Raw genomic sequence first — 17,260 nt, forward strand, 5'->3', positions numbered from 1 at the left:
TAAAATACTTGTTTATGAAGAGAGGTTTAACTATGCTATCCCAAAAAACTATCGATGTTATCAAATCAACCGTACCTGTATTAGAAGTGCATGGTACAACTATCACAACTGTATTCTATAAAAATCTTTTCGAAGCACATCCTGAATTATTAAATATTTTTAATCATGCCAATCAAAAAAAGGGGCGCCAGCAAAATGCACTTGCCAACACGGTTTTGGCTGCAGCTAAATATATAGATCAACTTGAAACGATAATACCTGCCGTAAAGCAAATAGCACAAAAACACAGAAGTCTTGGAGTTAAAGCCGAACATTATCCCATTGTTGGAGAATATTTATTAGGTGCAATCAAGGAAGTGTTACAAGATGCAGCTACAGAAGAAATCCTCCAGGCTTGGGGTGAGGCCTATGGAGTCATAGCCGATGCTTTCATTAGCATCGAAAAGGAAATGTACGACCAAGCTTCCAATCAGGTCGGCGGATGGTCTGATTTCAAACGATTCACAGTCGTGGAAAAGGTACGGGAAAGTGACGTAATCACTTCCTTTTATTTAAAGCCATCAAATGGAGATAAGGTTCCATCATTTCTTCCAGGACAATATATTACAGTTCGTATCGAGATACCGGGTGAACGCTATTTATTCAACCGTCAGTATAGTTTGTCTGATGTTCCGGGAAAAGATTACTTCCGGATTTCCGTTAAAAAAGAAACGCCGGGAACCTCTCCTGATGGAAGGGTTTCTAACTACTTGCATGAATCCATTCAGATGGGTGACAGTATAGACGTAACGGCTCCTGCAGGTGATTTCACCATCGATTTGGAAAAACGGACACCGGCGGTATTCTTGAGCGGAGGCGTTGGCATAACGCCTTTCATGAGTATGGTTCATGCGGTAGCTGAACAAACACCCGAGCGTGATGTCCAATTCGTTCATGCGTCCGATAATGGCAATTTACAGCCGTTCAGAATGGAACTGACAGAACTAACGCACAAGCTTGCCAGCTATCATTTATCTTTTGTCTTTAAAAATCCGAGTGAGGATGATAAGAACCTGCCGAATTTTGAAAAGGAAGGGTATATCGATAAAGAATTATTGAGCAGTTTTGTTAAACCTGAAGCTGATTATTATGTGTGTGGCCCTGTTCCTTTCATGAAGGCCATTATTACTTACCTGAAAGAATTGGGGATAGATACGGATAAAATTCACTATGAGTTCTTCGGCCCAGCCATGGCATTATAAGGTTCATTCATCGTAGGAATGTTATTGACATCAAGCAGATAATTTTGCATACTATATTAAAACAATGAACGTTGAGAGAAGATTAGTATGCGAGAATCACTGTGACAGAGAGCGGCGTCAATTGCTGGAAGGCCCGCGACAGGAAAGCGCAGAACCTGCTTCTTGAGTCCTATGCAAAACATAGGCGCAAATCCTGGCGTTATCAGGCAAAGTGGAATGCATGAACTTGCATTCAATGAAGGTGGTACCACGGAGAGCAGCCCTTTTCGTCCTTATTTCGAGGATGAAAAGGGCTTTTTTTCATGTCTTAGATATTTATTGGAGGAAGTAATCGATGGAAAAGAAACGTATCGTTGTAAAGATAGGAAGTAGTTCTTTGACCAACACACAAGGTGAAATCGACCAAAGTAAATTTTCCGATCATATCCAGGCAGTGGCAGCATTAAGGAAAGCGGGACATGAAGTTGTCCTTGTTTCATCAGGTGCTGTAGCGACAGGTTTTCGCAAGCTCGGCTACCCTACGAGACCTGTCACACTCAAAGGAAAACAAGCTGCTGCAGCTGTAGGGCAAAGTCTATTGATTCAATCATATATGGAACAATTAGGGCACTTTGGAATCGTTCCGGCGCAGATTTTATTAACAAGGAAAGATTTCTCGAAAAAAGATAGATATAAAAATGCATATGCGACATTGATGGAATTGCTTGAACGCGGCATCCTTCCGATTATAAATGAAAATGATACAGTATCGGTCGAGGAGTTGACTTTTGGTGATAATGATATGCTATCCGCCTTAGTAAGCGGTTTAGTCCACGCCACCAACTTGATCATATTAACGGACATTAATGGGCTCTATGATTCCAATCCACAGACAAATCCAGGGGCGAAACGATTTGAAAAGTTATCCGAAGTAACGGCGGATTTATTGCAAATGGCAGAAGGCGCAGGATCTAATGTCGGAACCGGGGGTATGAAATCGAAGCTGATTGCAGCGCAAACTGCATTGTCTCTTGGGGTGAAAGTATTCATCGGATCAGGTTTTGGGAGCGATAAACTTCTAACAATCCTTGAAGGCAATGGTGATGGCACGTATATTGGGAATGATGTCATGACGACAGTAACGAAAAACAAACAATGGATATCCCTTCACTCACAAGTATCTGGGAAAATTTTCGTTGATGAAGGTGCCGAAAGGGCTTTAGTTTCTAATGGCAGCAGTCTGCTGCCAGCTGGAATTTATGAAATTAAAGGAGTCTTCAATAAGGGGGATGTTGTCGAAGTCTTTGGTGCAAATGGATTATTGGGGCGGGGTGAGGTCCTTTATTCCGACGAAGAATTAAAACAGGCGATGGGAAAGAGGACATCCGAGCTTGTGATCACTTCCATAGAAGTGATCCATCGCGATAAATGGGTGAAAGCATAGATAATCAATATTAGAGAAAGAAAAGGGGGCATTTGGAAATGAGTGAAGTGACGGCGAAAGGAAAGGCAGCCAAAAAAGCCAGTTATCAGCTAATCGGATTGACGACGGAAAAGAAGAATGAGGCACTTGGAAAAATTGCTAAGCAACTTATTATCGATAAAGATTTTTTGATAAAAGAAAACCAAAAGGATCTGGAAGAAGGCAGGATAAAAGGCTACAGTGAGTCTACATTAGATCGGATTATGTTAAATGTTAACCGTATTGATGACATGGCAGCGGCAATTATGCTTTTGATCGATTTAAATGATCCGATTGGGGAACAATTGGAGACGATCGAAAAAGAGAATGGTTTATTGATTAAAAAGTTACGGGTGCCGATCGGGGTAATAGGGATGATTTATGAAGCCAGGCCGAACGTGACCATTGATGCAGCTACATTGTCCTTGAAAACGGGGAATGCCGTCCTATTAAGAGGCAGCTCGTCAGCCAAATACTCCAATATGGCACTAGTCTCCTCCATTCATAAAGCATTGGAGAATACGGAGATTCCTGTAGAAGCAGTTCAGTTGATCGAGGATACGAGTCGTGAAACCGCTAAGGAACTTTTTCACCTTAATGAGTATTTAGATGTGTTGATTCCTCGCGGTGGAAAGAATTTAATTGAAACTGTTATTAAGGAGTCAACTGTTCCCGTCCTTGAAACAGGAGCAGGCAATTGCCATATCTTCATCGATCAGACCGCAGATATCACGATGGTCGAGAAAATTGTCTTAAACGGTAAAACTCAGCGTCCATCCGTATGCAATGCTATCGAGGGGCTTCTAATTCATGAAAAATGGTTTGAAGAAAATGGAGTGAGAATTTTGGAACTCCTGGACGAAAAGGGTATTGAAGTATATGGAGATGAAGCGGTTTGCAGCGCCTTTCCGAGAGCGAAAACGGCTACGGAGGAAGATTGGTCAACTGAGTATCTGGCTTTAAAAATCAGCGTGAAAACTGTAAAAGGTGTATTCGATGCGATTGAACACATTAACCGATACGGTACCAAGCATTCTGAAGCAATCCTAACGAGGGATGAACAAAACGCTTCCGCATTTTTGAATAAAGTAGATGCCGCAGCAGTTTATCACAATGCTTCCACCCGTTTTACCGACGGCTTTGAATTCGGTTATGGAGCAGAAATCGGCATTTCCACACAAAAGCTGCATGCACGTGGACCAATGGGTTTACCGGCCTTAACATCAAGCAAGTACTTCATTTATGGCCAGGGGCAAATCCGGGAGTGAAATTCATTTCTTTCATGGAAGGTTATTAAAACTCATTTAAGGGTATTGTATATTACATTACTTTTAAAGGAGCAGATACCATGGACAAGAGGTTTATAGCAATATATGAAAATGAAAATGAAGCGACTTCAGCAGTCAAAAATTTAAAGGAACAAGGATATACATCCGATCAAATATCAATAGTGGCGAAAAACATTGATAAATTACCCAATGAAGCCGAGGAAGTCAGCCCGGCAAAGACTGATGGATTAGTAGCTGGGGCAGCAGCGGGTGGAGCTGTCGGATTGACGGGCCTGCTTATTGGTATGAGTGCATTAGCCATACCAGGAATTGGTCCGATATTGGCAGCAGGACCAATTTTCGCCACTTTTGGCGGAGCCGCAGCCGGGGTAGCATCGGAAGCAGGCGGATTGAGAAAGCCATTATTGGGTATTGGAGTGGAGGAAGCCGAAGTCGATCAATATGTGGAGGATATTAAAGAAGGGAAAATCCTTGTCATCGCCGATCCTCTATAAGTTCGTAAGTAAAACCACCTTGAATGAACAGATTTACGAAGTTTGACAACTGAGCTCAATGCCCACAAAAACTCAAAATTAATATTTTTTGAAAAACCCCGTTCAGGATTTCTTGAACGGGGTTAATATGTTTGTAGACTAATTTTATTGTCAGTAACTATAAAATCAAAAGGAATTCCACATTTGTATGAAGAATAAATGGAATATAGTCCTATTAGCGAGAAAGGAAGGGGAATTATGGAAAATAAAATAAATGATGATGCCACTTTAAGAAATTAAAGAGGATTTTATTCATGATGATTTTTACCTTAAGAATCATTATACTGATGTTAATGTTATAAAGCGTATTCTAGTGAGGAAAAGCAAGTTTTAATGAGTTGAATGACTATTCTTTATTGTGATATGTAGGTACCAACCGAAATCGTTGGGTTTTAAATGAAAAGTGAAAAGGCTGTTTATTGATGAAAAAACCCACGATAACAGGGTTTTTTATTTTTCAAAGTCATTTTATAAAGTGAAATATGTATTATCTAAATGACTAGGGCTAGAATAACAGGTTGCTTGAGTTTATGTCCAATAAAACAAAATGATTTTACGTTGGAGGTGGATGTATTGATAAAAATAAAACTCGTTGTTCCTCGAAAAGGGTATATAACGGATGCTTTTGAAAGATTTGAGGAATTCAACCAATTGGAAGAAGCGGAAAATAATGATGATGGTTCAGTGAAGTTTGTGTTAGAGGAGGTAGTTGTGGATGCTGATCAGATTGTGAAGCTGAAGCTTGATGCTGATGTAGTCATCTCACGGGGATTAATCACGAAGCTTTTAAAAGAATGCAATGAATTAATTCCTATCGTTGATATACCTGTACAAGGTATAGATCTCATTCGTTGTCTGTATGATTGCAAGGCACGTTTTGGCAGTAAAAAAGTGGCCGTTATTGGAGCGTTAAATATGATTTATGGCGTGGAAAACCTTTCTGATATCGTTGATTTGCCAATTCAGTCCTATATATTAAATGATATCGAGTCCTCCGCCAGTTTAGTAGATTTAGCGGTCAGTGATGGCTGTGAGGTGGTGCTAAGTGGTTTAAGTACATGTAAATATGCTGAAGAGATAGGATTGGGAGCCATTCTCGTTAATACTGGAAAGGAATCATTTCGGCAGGCGTTGATCGAGGCGAAAAGAGTAGCTCTTGTCAGTAGAAGGGAACAGGAGAAGACCAAGCGCTATCAAACGATTCTTAATTATGCCTATGAAGGAGTTATTGCTATAGATTTAAAAGGGCAAATATCTGTATTTAATACGGCGGCACAGGAGATATTATCCATTTCCAAGGGGAGCTTAATTGGAAATTCTATATACGAAATAATAAAGCATGGAAAATTTCGTGATATGCTGTTAAGTGACGATGAATACGAAAAAGATATTGTTGCTTACCAATCTATTCAATTATCGGTAAAAAAAGTTGGAATATTTTTAAAAGGTAAAAAAGTGGGGGATATGGTTGCCTTTCAAGATGTTACACGCATTCAGGAGATGGAAGGGAAATTCTATCGGAAGTTACATTTACGCGGACATGTGGCTAAGTACACATTTGATGATATATTGTATCGGGGTCCCGAAATTAAGCGGACGATTGAAACAGCTCAACATTATAGTGAAGTAGATTCAAACATTCTTATAATTGGAGAAACGGGAACGGGCAAGGAAATATTTGCCCAAAGCATACATAATCATAGCAGCCGGAAAAATAAACCGTTTGTGGCCATTAATTGCGCGGCGCTTCCCGAAAATTTATTGGAAAGTGAGCTCTTCGGATATGCAGAAGGAGCTTTCACGGGGGCTATGAAAGGCGGAAAGCAAGGATTTTTTGAACTTGCTCATAGAGGTACCATCTTTTTGGATGAAATAGGAGAAATTTCCCCAAAAATGCAAAGCCGCCTGCTTCGTGTCCTCCAAGAGCGGGAAATTATGCGCATTGGCGATGATAAGGTAATTCCGGTTGATGTGAGAATTGTGTCGGCAACGAACAAAGACCTCATGCAAATGGTCAAAAGTAATGACTTTCGCGAGGATCTGTATTATCGCTTGAGTGTACTGGACCTTGTATTGCCTCCACTTCGGGAACGCAGGGAGGATATTCCGTTATTGGTGAATGCTTTTATTCAGAAAGTTCACTCGGATCAAAAACAAATTAAGATTACGGATGCTGCCAAGAAAAAGCTGAGTGAAGAGAATTGGGAAGGGAATATTCGCCAATTGCAAAATTTTTGTGAGCGATTAAGCGTTCTATATAAAGACAAATTAATTGATGTGTACGATATCGAAATGTTTTTTCCGAATAAGAGTAAAAAGAAAATAGTGTTGAAACAAGAGGAAGAAAGCGGGATATCGCCTGGGATACATTTATCCGAGCGTGAAAGAATTGTTCAAACGTTAATAAGGGTTAATTATAATAAGGGAAAAGCTGCCTCTGAGTTAGGGATGAGTCGCACGACTTTATGGAGAAAGATGAAAAATTTACATATTGAAACAAATTGAAACATAATGAAACAAATTAATTCGTTTTGAAACAATGTGTTAACTTCATTTATGTCTTGATTAAGAACGAAAAGGCTTGTTTCATGGATAATACTGATGTTTTTTATGTTGGCACAATAATTGTATATATACAATGGAGTAGGAAAGATTTTTCCTTCAAGGTTAACATGAAAGGTTGGTGGGAATGTGAGTCATTTAGTGTATATTCCTCAAGATATTGAGAAAGAGGGAAAAAGTTATTTAGTAGAAAAAGGCTATAAGATTAAAGTAGGGTCTGATCTGACGCAAGAAATTCTTATGGAAGAAATCAAGGGTTGTGATGCAGTACTAACGAGATCAACGGCTGTAATAAATAAAGAAGTAATTCAAGCAGCTGAAAACCTCAAAGTAATTGCTAAGTATGGTGTGGGCTTGGACAATATTGATATCGAAGCTGCTACAGAGCGTGGCATTTACGTAACAAATACTCCAGAGGCAAATGCGAATTCTGTAGCTGAACATGTAATGGCATTAATTTTATCATTGTCCAAAAACTTAAGCTTGGCTGATAAAGAACTGCGCCGTGGGAATTTTGCTATCCGTAATCAACTTTTTGGCATGGACTTGGAAGGCAAGACTTTAGGGATTATTGGACTAGGGAGAATCGGTAGAATACTGGCCACAAAGGCTTCGAAAGGCTTCGATATGAAAGTAATTGGCTACGACCCCTATGTTACAGCCAGAACGAATTCGGAGTTGGAGATAGCAACAGATTTAGAAAGGGTATTCAGAAACTCTGATGTTATTAGTCTACATCTGCCGTTAACGAAAACAACAAGAGGTATAATAGGTAGCCGTGAGTTTTCCTGGATGAAACCTTCCTCTTATTTTGTAAACGCTTCCAGGGGCGGTGTGGTGAAGGAAAGTGATTTAGTAAATGCTTTGCAAGCGGGCGAGATTGCCGGCGCTGGAATAGACGTATTTGAAGTTGAGCCTCCCGATAATTGGAATCCCCTTTTTAAATTGGATAATGTGATTGTCAGTCCTCATAATGCGGCATTGACTAAGGAAGGCTCGATACGCATGGCTGTACATGCAGCAATGCAAGTGGAACAAGTTCTTACTGGCGTGAAACCGAATTGGGCTGTAAATGAGCCCTTAACTAAAGGGCTGTCAATGTAATAATACAGAAATAATTATCTGTTTTTTCAGAAAAAATAAGGTTTGAATGGTTCAAGTTTGGCATTTGTTGATAAGGATGGTGAACAAATGAAGAAAATGATCTATGTGATAAGTGTGATACCAGCACTCGGATCGCTTGTTGTTATCAATCGAATTGAACCTTATGTTTTAGGAATGCCATTTGTTCTTTTTTGGGCCATATTATGGGTATGTCTTACATCTGTGTTTTTGATGATTGCTAATAAACTTGATCCTGCAACCAAGGAGGAAGAAGACTGATGAATGCAGCCCTGCTTGTTATCTCTTTCTTTCTCGTTTTGTGTATTTGGTTAGGACTTCAAGCACGAAAAGGTAAAAATATGAGTTTGGAACAATGGGCTATAGGTGGAAGAGGTTTCGGCAGCTTTTTACTCTTCTTTTTGATAGCAGGTGAAATGTTTACGACATATACGTTTCTGGGGGCCAGCGGCGGAGCTTATAGATCCGGTATGCCTCCTGCCTTATACGCTTTCAATTGCTTCTATTTTGTAATCGCCTATTGGCTGTTGCCGCCAATTTGGAGGTATGCCAAAAAAAACAATGTCATATCTCAATCTGATTTTTATGACAAAAAGTACAATAGTCCGGCTTTAGGTGTTCTTGTGGCGGTAATTAGCGTTATTTCAATTATTCCTTATCTGATCATGCAGTTAAAAGGGCTAGGAATAATCGTATCGGAAGCCTCCTATGGGTCCATCTCTCCTAATGTGGCTATAGTAGTAAGTGTAATTGCCATCACAATTTATGTAACGGCTTCAGGAATGCATGGTGTTGCATGGACGGCCGTCATTAAAGATATCATGATTTTGGCAGTTGTCGTCTTTATGGGGATTTATTTTCCACTTCATTATTACGGTGGTTTGCAGCCGATGTTTGAAGCAATCGATACAGCAAAACAAGGATTATTGATATTCCCTGAACAAGGAATGAGTATCTCTTGGTTTATTTCCGCTACGATTATGACGGCACTTGCTTTCTATATGTTTCCTCATATGTTAGCGGGAGTGTTCTCTGCAAAAAGTCCAAAATCACTTCGTTGGAATGCTGGAATTATGCCAATTTATCAAGTAATCATCATTTTTTCGCTTTTTATTGGTTTTTCTGCGATACTTCAAGTTCCGAATTTACAGGGAGCAGAAGCAGACTTAGCTTTATTTAAAATGGCGAAGATGTCATTCGATCCCTGGTTTGTTGGAGTGATTGGAGCATCTGGGGCGATGGCCGCCCTAATACCTAGTTCACTCGTGTTGACGGCTACGGCCACGATACTTTCAAAAAATGTATATAAGGTGTGGAAACCGAATACATCAGATGATCAACTTCGGAGATTGAGCAGGATGTTAGTACCGGTCATTTCTATCGTGACTCTATATTTTACGTTCAATGGCGGGGAGTCGATTTTTACGTTGTATCTCATGGCATATAGCTTCATGGCACAGTTGTTTCCAGCACTATTTTTCAGTCTGTGGAAAAAGAATCCTGTCACCGTTCAAGGAGCTTTTGCCGGAATGATAGTTGGAATTCTGATTGTCATATACTCGACTACTTCAGGTACGACACTTGCTACATTATTTCCATCACTACCGCAAGTAATACAAGATCTTGATGTAGGGTTAGCTGTATTATTCATCAACATTGCAGTAACTTTGGGAGTGAGTGCCGTTACAAGAAAAACTTCAATTGGGATGGAAGAAGATAATAAACAAGCTTCAGGAATGGAAAAACTGGTTAAATGATCAATATTAATATAATCATAAATTACTAGAACAAAAACACATACTTGAAAGCGGGAGGCTTGATTATGAAAGTCAGTGGAGGAAAAGCAGTCGTAGAAGTAATGGCTAAAGAAGGTGTAAAAAAAGCTTTTTGTGTACCAGGTGAAAGTTATCTTAGTGTAATGGATGCACTATATCAACATCCTGAAATAGAACTTATTTCCGCCAGGCATGAAGGAGGTGCCTCTTTTATGGCGGAAGGGTATGCGAAGGCTTCTGGTGAGGTAGGAGTTTGCATGGCAACACGTGGAGTGGGTGCGACAAACTTAGCTATCGGTATCCATACTGCTGCTCAAGATTCAACCCCTTTGGTTGCGCTTATTGGGCAGGTTGAACGCCCTTTTAAAGAAAAGGAAGCATTTCAGGAAGTAAATTTGACGGGCTTTTTCAGTCATTTATGTAAATGGACGGTAGAAATCGATCGCGTCGAAAGGATCCCGGAATTATTGCAACGGGCGTTTCATATGGCACGGTCGGGACGTCCGGGCCCTGTATTAGTGTCTTTGCCGCATGACATGTTAGAAGATGAGGCAGAGTTGAGCATCAAGCCTTCTTATCGCTCACTTCCTCCTCAACCACATATGGAAGATGTGAAGCAGGCAATAGAGACGTTACGAAACGCGAAGCGCCCCGTATTGATTGCTGGTGGCGGTGTGATTCATGCTAGGTCTAACAGGCAGCTTGTACAGTTTGCCGAGGCCATGAAACTGCCTGTTGTTACCGCTTTCCGCCGATTCGACGCGTTTCCGAATTCACACCCTTGCTATGCAGGATGGCTTGGGTTTGGGACACCTCAATATTTACTTGATGAAATCCGAGATGCAGATGTTGTTTTGGCGTTAGGGACAAGATTCTCTCAAGTAGGAACACAAGATTACACCTTGCTTTCTAAAAATACAAAACTGATCCATGTGGATATTTGTCCCGATATTTTTGGTAAAGTGTATGCCCCTTCTCTTGCCATTGAAGCCGATGCCAAGAGTTTCTTAGAACAAGCGCTGCAAGCGCAAGGTTCAGATACTTCTATTTCAAATGAAGATAATGTGAAAGAATTGCACGATAAATATATGGAATTTTCTGAACCAAAGCCCGACTACACAGAAGATTTCGTGGACATGGACGGATTCATGCATGACATTGCTGCCAGTCTTCCAAAGGATACCATTATTACAAATGATGCAGGCAACTTTTTTGGATGGCTATCGAGATATTATCGCTTTGAACATGAAAACACTTATGTGGGGCCAACATCGGGGGCCATGGGATATGGACTGCCTGCGGCAATAGGGGCAAAACTGGCGCAGCCTCACAAACATGTGGTTTCTTTTTCAGGAGATGGCGGCTTTATGATGACTCTCCAAGAGATTGAAACGGCTGTTCGATATAAAATTCCGACCATATCCATTGTTGTGAACAACAATATTTACGGAACTATTCGCGCACATCAAGAAAGGCATTTTCCAAATCGGGTCGTTGGAACTGACTTGTCCAATCCTAATTTTGCCGAATTGGCCCGCTTATTTGGAGCGCATGGTGAAAAGGTTGAAAAAAATAGTGAATTTGCACCAGCGCTGCAAAGGGCAATTGCTTCAGGGCTTCCGGCTGTTATCGAGGTTACAGTCAATCCAAAGATCCTTTCTGTAGGCCAAGACAAGAAAGAAGTACACGAAAAGCTCGTGTCCAACAAATAGTTGCCGGCATTAATGCTTAGGTATTGTTTGCTTTAGAAGGTAGTAGGAACGAATAAAAGGAAGGTTTTGGGGAGGTTTCAAAGATGTTAAAACCATATTTAGTTGTCGAATGGAATGATACGGAAACAGATGCAAAAGGCTGGCTGGTCGTTCATAATTTTGTGAAGGGCTACGCAGGCGGCGGTACGAGAATGCATCCAACGGTTACAAGAGAAGAGGTAGAAAGGTTAGCTGAGGCGATGGCTTATAAGTATGTAGCGTGTGAGTCTGAGACGACTGGCGGTTGTAAAGCGGGAATTGCCTATGATTATAAAGCGCCAGACGCGTATGCAGTATTAAGAAGATTTCTAATTGCGATGATGCCTTATATAGACATCGGGGTATCTTTAGGCAGTGATTTAGGTACCAAATATGACGATGTGCTCAAAATATTTAAAGAATTTGGTATTGATATCCCTCTTACGAAATCAATGAAGCAAAACCCGAATGTTCTGCAAGGGATAAAAGACTTCGATGAACTGTTGACGACAAAAATTGACGGGTTGTTTTTAAACGATGTCGTTACGGGCTACGGTGTAGCATTTTCCGCAGATGAAGCTTGGAAATTTAAAAGCGGAAAAGATGGAGCGAGAGTTGTCATTCAAGGATTCGGATGCGTAGGAGCAAGCTGCGCATTGAAAATGTCACAGTTAGGTTATAAAGTGGTTGGAATTTCTGATGCAGCCCTTTTAGTAACGTGTGAAGAAGGATTAGATGTCCAAAAGCTTATTGATCATAAGAATTTGTACGGAGAAATGGATAAAACCTTTTTTGAACCGCATTATGATGTAAGGTCGAACACGGAATGGCTCGATATAGATTGCGACATCTTAATTCCGTCCGCACTCGAGGATGTCATCCACAGTTCCAATGCTAATAGCGTAAAAGCAAGCTTAATTGTGGAAGCGGCAAACATTCCCCTTTCTACTGAGGGGGACGAAATCATAAAACAAAGAGGAATTGATCTTGTCAATGATTTCGTAGCCAACCTGGGGGCGATAAGATTTTATGATGTGATTATTTTCGGACTAGTAAAACCAAACCCACAAGCTGTAGTAGATGATATTGAAAAACTATGTAGAAAAAATACGTATCAGTTGTTTACAGAGGCAAAAAAACAAAATAAATATCAAAGAGAAGTAGCTTATGAAATATTTAAACCGACAACAAGCGACTTGCTAGAATATGGGGAGCCTTCCGAAGCGTTATCTGCACAATGATGTGTTTTAATTTCAGAATAATGAGAACTCCCGTAATCTTGTGTTAATTAAAGGTGTATAGGCCAGTTATTCGATTAGAAACGGGGGGTATTCATTGCAAACAGAACCTGAAAATCAGCCAAAAGAATTACAGCGATCAATGAAGAGCAGACATTTATTCATGCTCTCCTTAGGTGGGGTAATTGGAACAGGTCTTTTCCTGGGATCAGGTTATGCGATCGGGGAAGCCGGACCCGCAGGAGCGATTGTTGCCTATTTGGTCGGTGGTTTATTAATGTACTTGGCGATGATATGTCTCGGTGAATTATCGGTAGTGATGCCGGTGTCCGGTTCCTTTCAGGTCCATGCAACGAAATTTATTGGACCCGCCACTGGATTTGTCATTGGATGGATTTACTGGCTGAGCTGGGCTCTATACGTAGGCCTGGAATTTGTAGCGGCTGGTTTGCTCATGACTAGATGGTTTCCTGATATACCAGTATGTGTTTGGTGCACGATATTTACCGTACTTTTATTCACTATTAATGCGTTAACAACAAGAAGTTTCGCGGAAACAGAGTACTGGTTCTCAGGGATTAAAGTACTTGCCGTTATTTTGTTCATCATTATCGGTGCGGCAGCAATGTTTGGATTGATTCATATGGATGCACAGCCTGCTCCGTTTTTTTCTAATTTTATAGGTGATGGACTATTCCCTACAGGATTTACAGGTGTGTTTGTATCGATGATGACGGTCGTTTACGCTTTCCAGGGATCGGAAATCATGGGGGTTGCAGCAGGAGAGACGGAAAACCCGCAACAGAGCATTCCGAGAGCGATTCGAAATATCGTAATACGTGTGTTGCTATTTTATGTACTAGCAATCTTTGTCTTGTCGGCTATCGTTCCGTGGCAAGAAGTTGGGGTGGTGGAAAGCCCATTTGTTACCGTGTTTGAAATGGTAGGTATTCCTTATGCTGCCGACATTATGAATTTCGTAATTTTGACGGCAGTCCTTTCTGTAGGGAACACGGGTCTGTTTGCTTGTACGAGGATCCTTTTCTCCCTTTCTCAAAACGGTATGGCGCATTCTTCATTTGGAAAGCTCAATCGGCGTGGTATACCCATTAACGCCTTACTTGTCAGCATGGTCTTTGCCTTGCTGTCGTTACTTACTAGTGTAGTAGCAGAAGAAACGTTATTTGTTGTATTACTTTCTGTAAGCGGGGTTGGAGGATTACTTACTTGGATAGCAATTGCGTTGGCACAGTACAGATTCCGTAAGCAATATATCAGAGAAGGCGGAAAGGTTGAAGATCTGAAGTATAGAGTCCCTTTCTTCCCGATAGCCCCGATTCTCTGCATTCTTATGTGTCTAGGTATATTCGTTTTCACCGCTTATGACCCGACACAGCGTAATTCGTTGTATTGGGGATTAGGTTTCGTCATTGCTTGCTATATATTTTACTATTTTAGATATACGAGAAGGAAAATAGAGGTTCCGGCCTTATCAAACGAAACGCCCAATGATTTCGTTCAATAGAAATTATTGTTCATATGTCGACAAAGTGAAACCATATGAGTTTACACGTATGGTGAGAATCCATTAAGAGTTTTCCAGTTATAAAGAAAATCTACCATCAATAGAATGTGGGAGGAAATTGTATGCGTTACTTAAATTATATTAATGGAAAATGGAAAGAACCAACTACTGGGGAGTATAAGGAAAACCTTAGTCCACATAATGGAGAAAATTTAGGGGAATTTCCATCTAGTGCGGCCGCAGATTTACATGATGCAGTGGCTGCCGCAAAAAATTCATTTCCTGCTTGGAAAAAACTATCGTTTCAGCAAAGGGCTTCATACTTGCAGAAAGCGGCTGATATTTTGAAAAAGAATATGCAGGAAGTAGGTAGGGATTTGATAAAGGAAGAAGGAAAAACATTTTTGGAAGGGATGGGGGAAGCCAATCGAGCTGTTAGCATTCTTGAATATTATGCTGCTGAAGCCCGGCAGCCACTTGGAGAAGTAATTCCTTCAGCGAATGCCAATACATTTTTGTACACAACTCGTACTCCGCTCGGTCCGGTGGGTTTGATTACACCATGGAACTTTCCAATTGCGATCCCTGTGTGGAAACTGGCACCGGCCCTTATTTATGGAAATACAGTCGTAATTAAACCGGCTGATCTTACACCTAAGTCAGTCTATCATGTGATAAAAGCATTGGATGGAGCGGGTCTACCGGCTGGAGTCATTAATTGTGTATTCGGAAGGGGTTCCGTCATTGGTGCAGAATTAGTGGAACATCCGGATGTGAAGGCTATATCTTTTACTGGCTCGAATCAAGTAGGTCAGCAAATTCAAAAACAAGCCATTGAACATGGGAAGAAAGTGCAAGTGGAAATGGGAGGGAAAAACCCGCTCGTCGTACTAGCTGATGCTGATCTAGAAAAAGCAGTGGAAATTGCTGTAGGCGGAGCTTTTAAGTCCACTGGGCAAAAATGCACAGCCACTAGCAGGGTGATTGTCGAAGAAGGAATATATGAAGCGTTCCGTGACCGTCTTGTCGCCCGTACGAAAGAATTAAAAGTGGGCGACCCTCTCAACGAAGAAACATATATTGGTCCCGCTGTATCTAGATCACAACGCGATAGCGTGCTTGAAATGATTGATTCTGGGAAATCAGAAGCAACGCTATTGTGTGGAGGAGAGATTCCGACTAAAGAGGAATTGGCGAACGGTTTTTATGTACGACCGGCTATCTTTGAAAATGTTGCTCAGCATGCCCGCATTGCACGTGAAGAAATCTTTGGACCAGTCATCGCACTGTTTAAGGCAGGAAATTATGAGGAAGCAGTTAAGATGGCGAATGATACCGAATATGGATTGAGCGCAGCAATTTGCACGAATAATTTAACGGCGGCTCAAAGGTTTATTGAAGATGTAGAAGTGGGTCTTGTCCATGTCAATTCGGAAACAGCAGGAACTGAACCGCAAATGCCATTTGGCGGATGTAAAAATTCAAGTGCAGGCAGCCGTGAACAAGGGAAGAGTGCAGTTGAATTCTATACAGAAGTCAAAACAGTCTATATGGATCGGGTATAACTAGAAAAAAATTGTACGAAGCGGTTTAGGGGAAAAATCAGATAATTATCAGGAGGGATTTTCAATATGTCTATTAAAGAAAATGTACAGTTCAGCCCTACACTACCTTATTCACGTTATGTCGATCCAGAGGTATTTAATGAAGAAAGCAAAAAGATTTTCAGGAAAAATTGGATATTAGTTGGACATGCAAGCCAAGTTGAAAAAATAGGCGATTTCATCACATTAGATATCGCCGGAGAGCCTATTATCGTTTCTCACGGTACAGATGGTGAACTGCGTGCTTTCTACAATATTTGTCCTCATCGCGGAATGAAAGTAGAAAACTCCGATCAAGGAAATAAAAAAGTATTACAATGCGGATACCATGGATGGACGTTCAAATTAGATGGAAATGTAAATAGGGCTCCTAATTTTAAAACGAATGAACTGGGAGAACACAGCTGTATGAAATCCATTCGCTTAGAAGTTCAGAATGCTATGATTTTTGTCAATCTAGACAAAAATGCCGCTTCTCTGTCAGAAGTATATCAGGAATTTTTAGAGAAAATGAAAGAGTATCCCTTCTTTGATTCTCTAAAACTAGTTAGGGAAACTCGGCGTGAAGTTAAAGCTAATTGGAAAGCTGTTGTTGACAACTACCTTGAATGTGATCATTGTTCCATTGCCCATCCTGGCTTTGCAAAATCTTTTGATATATCGAACTTTTGCACAACGACACACGACAAATTTACCTATCAATATATGGCAGCGAGCAAGAATGCTGAAGGTGACCAAGCGCGCTTTTATTGGATTTGGCCAAATATGATGATTAACGTTTATCCAGGAGACGGGAATGTTAATACCATTCAAGTAGTTCCTGTTGATGCAGAGATATCACTGGGTATTTATCGTGACTACTCCCTCAATGAAATAACAACAAAAGAAAAAGAAGAATATTTTAAATTTGTTGATCAAGTAAGGCAGGAAGATTTTGACCTAGTGGAAAAATTGCAAAAAGGATTGAGTTCCCAGGCATTTACAAATGGTATCTTTTCTCCGACTGAACATGCTGCAGTCTATTTTCATGAACTTATTGATAAGAACCTCCAGGACTAATTACTTTTTTTGAAAGGATCTATCGTAAAGTAGTCTTACCTCGTTAAGTAGACAGTTTCAAAGGCTCAGCAACCAACCCGTTTGAATCGGCAGGTTACCGATTCAAACGGGTTGAGGTGTTTTTTATCTTTTATTTTTTAA

The 17,260-nt window shown here is 40.6% G+C and carries 13 protein-coding genes; all 13 read left to right on the top strand.

Annotated elements, in window-relative coordinates:
• The first annotated feature begins 32 nt into the window (after positions 1–32).
• Positions 33–1,241: an NO-inducible flavohemoprotein gene (gene hmpA / locus BS1321_RS22985; RefSeq protein WP_063233280.1), complete on the top strand. Its 1,209-nt coding sequence runs from the start codon at positions 33–35 to the stop codon at positions 1,239–1,241.
• A 334-nt stretch (positions 1,242–1,575) separates the two neighbouring features.
• Complete coding sequence (gene proB, locus BS1321_RS22995) at positions 1,576–2,664, top strand: glutamate 5-kinase (RefSeq protein WP_063233282.1); 1,089 nt, start codon at positions 1,576–1,578, stop codon at positions 2,662–2,664.
• Between the two features lie 38 nt (positions 2,665–2,702).
• Entirely contained in the window at positions 2,703–3,950 is a 1,248-nt protein-coding gene (locus tag BS1321_RS23000) for a glutamate-5-semialdehyde dehydrogenase (RefSeq protein WP_063233283.1), read from the top strand.
• 80 nt (positions 3,951–4,030) lie between these two features.
• A complete protein-coding gene (locus BS1321_RS23005; RefSeq protein ID WP_063233284.1) occupies positions 4,031–4,465 on the top strand; it encodes a general stress protein in 435 nt (144 codons plus the stop codon).
• 612 nt (positions 4,466–5,077) lie between these two features.
• Positions 5,078–7,009, top strand: coding sequence for a sigma 54-interacting transcriptional regulator (locus BS1321_RS23010; RefSeq protein WP_063233285.1), 1,932 nt, complete (start codon positions 5,078–5,080; stop codon positions 7,007–7,009).
• A 186-nt stretch (positions 7,010–7,195) separates the two neighbouring features.
• Complete coding sequence (locus tag BS1321_RS23015; RefSeq protein WP_063233286.1) at positions 7,196–8,170, top strand: hydroxyacid dehydrogenase; 975 nt, start codon at positions 7,196–7,198, stop codon at positions 8,168–8,170.
• Between the two features lie 96 nt (positions 8,171–8,266).
• Positions 8,267–8,449 (top strand): DUF3311 domain-containing protein, encoded by a 183-nt coding sequence (locus BS1321_RS23020; protein ID WP_375781426.1) that lies wholly within the window; start codon positions 8,267–8,269, stop codon positions 8,447–8,449.
• Positions 8,449–9,945, top strand: coding sequence for a sodium:solute symporter family protein (locus BS1321_RS23025; protein ID WP_063233288.1), 1,497 nt, complete (start codon positions 8,449–8,451; stop codon positions 9,943–9,945). The genes BS1321_RS23020 and BS1321_RS23025 overlap by 1 nt, the downstream gene beginning before the upstream one ends.
• A gap of 65 nt (positions 9,946–10,010) precedes the next feature.
• The gene (locus BS1321_RS23030) at positions 10,011–11,675 is read left to right on the top strand and encodes a thiamine pyrophosphate-dependent enzyme (RefSeq protein WP_063233289.1); all 1,665 of its coding nucleotides are present in this window, start codon (positions 10,011–10,013) and stop codon (positions 11,673–11,675) included.
• Between the two features lie 83 nt (positions 11,676–11,758).
• A complete protein-coding gene (locus BS1321_RS23035) occupies positions 11,759–12,934 on the top strand; it encodes a Glu/Leu/Phe/Val family dehydrogenase (protein WP_063233290.1) in 1,176 nt (391 codons plus the stop codon).
• Between the two features lie 139 nt (positions 12,935–13,073).
• Positions 13,074–14,456 carry an amino acid permease gene (locus tag BS1321_RS23040; RefSeq protein ID WP_063233351.1) on the top strand — a complete coding sequence of 461 codons (1,383 nt, stop codon included), beginning with the start codon at positions 13,074–13,076 and terminating at the stop codon, positions 14,454–14,456.
• A 122-nt stretch (positions 14,457–14,578) separates the two neighbouring features.
• Positions 14,579–16,021: an aldehyde dehydrogenase family protein gene (locus tag BS1321_RS23045; protein WP_063233291.1), complete on the top strand. Its 1,443-nt coding sequence runs from the start codon at positions 14,579–14,581 to the stop codon at positions 16,019–16,021.
• 66 nt (positions 16,022–16,087) lie between these two features.
• On the top strand, positions 16,088–17,119 hold the full coding sequence (locus tag BS1321_RS23050; protein ID WP_063233292.1) for an aromatic ring-hydroxylating oxygenase subunit alpha: 1,032 nt from the start codon (positions 16,088–16,090) through the stop codon (positions 17,117–17,119).
• Positions 17,120–17,260: the final 141 nt, after the last annotated feature.

It is taken from the genome of Peribacillus simplex NBRC 15720 = DSM 1321, from assembly GCF_002243645.1.
GTDB lineage: Bacteria > Bacillota > Bacilli > Bacillales > DSM-1321 > Peribacillus > Peribacillus simplex.

Excerpts from the sequence above, each read along its gene's own strand:
- hmpA (WP_063233280.1), top strand. The coding sequence starts at position 33 with ATGCTATCCCAAAAAACTATCGATGTTATCAAATCAACCGTACCTGTA.
- proB (WP_063233282.1), top strand. The coding sequence starts at position 1,576 with ATGGAAAAGAAACGTATCGTTGTAAAGATAGGAAGTAGTTCTTTGACC.
- BS1321_RS23000 (WP_063233283.1), top strand. The coding sequence starts at position 2,703 with ATGAGTGAAGTGACGGCGAAAGGAAAGGCAGCCAAAAAAGCCAGTTAT.
- BS1321_RS23005 (WP_063233284.1), top strand. The coding sequence starts at position 4,031 with ATGGACAAGAGGTTTATAGCAATATATGAAAATGAAAATGAAGCGACT.
- BS1321_RS23020 (WP_375781426.1), top strand. The coding sequence starts at position 8,267 with ATGATCTATGTGATAAGTGTGATACCAGCACTCGGATCGCTTGTTGTT.
- BS1321_RS23025 (WP_063233288.1), top strand. The coding sequence starts at position 8,449 with ATGAATGCAGCCCTGCTTGTTATCTCTTTCTTTCTCGTTTTGTGTATT.
- BS1321_RS23030 (WP_063233289.1), top strand. The coding sequence starts at position 10,011 with ATGAAAGTCAGTGGAGGAAAAGCAGTCGTAGAAGTAATGGCTAAAGAA.
- BS1321_RS23035 (WP_063233290.1), top strand. The coding sequence starts at position 11,759 with ATGTTAAAACCATATTTAGTTGTCGAATGGAATGATACGGAAACAGAT.
- BS1321_RS23040 (WP_063233351.1), top strand. The coding sequence starts at position 13,074 with ATGAAGAGCAGACATTTATTCATGCTCTCCTTAGGTGGGGTAATTGGA.
- BS1321_RS23045 (WP_063233291.1), top strand. The coding sequence starts at position 14,579 with ATGCGTTACTTAAATTATATTAATGGAAAATGGAAAGAACCAACTACT.
- BS1321_RS23050 (WP_063233292.1), top strand. The coding sequence starts at position 16,088 with ATGTCTATTAAAGAAAATGTACAGTTCAGCCCTACACTACCTTATTCA.